Below are 982 nucleotides of genomic sequence, written 5' to 3' on the forward strand. Positions count from 1 at the left end.
ACTCCTACTCGTCACTACGCTCACGTAGACTGCCCAGGACACGCTGATTACGTTAAAAACATGATCACTGGTGCTGCTCAGATGGACGGTGGTATCCTAGTAGTTGCTGCGACTGATGGCCCTATGCCACAGACTCGTGAGCACATCCTACTTGGTCGTCAGGTTGGTATTCCTTACATCATCGTATTCATGAACAAGTGTGACATGGTTGACGATGAAGAGCTTCTAGAGCTAGTAGAAATGGAAGTTCGTGAACTTCTTAACGAATACGAATTCCCAGGTGATGACCTACCAGTTATCCAAGGTTCAGCTCTTAAAGCGCTTGAAGGCGACGCAGAGTGGGAAAAGAAAATCATCGAGCTTGGTGAAGCGCTTGATTCATACATCCCAGAGCCAGAGCGTGCAATCGACAAGCCGTTCATTCTTCCAATCGAAGACGTATTCTCAATCTCAGGCCGTGGTACTGTTGTAACTGGTCGTGTTGAGCAAGGTATCATCAAGGTTGGTGAAGAAGTAGAAATCGTAGGTATTAAAGACACTACTAAGACTACTTGTACTGGTGTTGAGATGTTCCGTAAGCTTCTTGACGAAGGCCGTGCAGGTGAGAACGTTGGTGTTCTTCTACGTGGTACTAAGCGTGATGAAGTTGAACGTGGTCAAGTACTAGCTAAGCCTGGTTCAATCACTCCACACGTTAACTTCGAAGCAGAAGTATACGTACTATCTAAAGATGAAGGTGGCCGTCATACTCCATTCTTCAAAGGCTACCGTCCACAGTTCTACTTCCGTACAACTGACGTAACTGGTGCTGTAGAGCTTCCAGAAGGCGTAGAAATGGTAATGCCTGGTGACAACCTCAAATTCAAAGTTGAGCTAATTGCTCCGATTGCGATGGAAGAAGGTCTTCGTTTCGCAATCCGTGAAGGTGGTCGTACAGTAGGTGCTGGTGTTGTATCTAAGATCCTAGACTAATCTAGACTTA

1 protein-coding gene is annotated in these 982 nt (G+C 46.1%); it reads left to right on the forward strand.

Annotation, left to right across the window (positions count from 1 at the left end; genetic code table 11):
* A partial coding sequence (tuf, locus tag E5672_RS19950; RefSeq protein WP_069945015.1) for an elongation factor Tu occupies window positions 1-972 on the forward strand: 972 nt, incomplete at its 5' end.
* Window positions 973-982: the final 10 nt, after the last annotated feature.

It is taken from the genome of Alteromonas portus (assembly GCF_005117025.1).
Classification (GTDB): Bacteria; Pseudomonadota; Gammaproteobacteria; order Enterobacterales; family Alteromonadaceae; genus Alteromonas; species Alteromonas portus.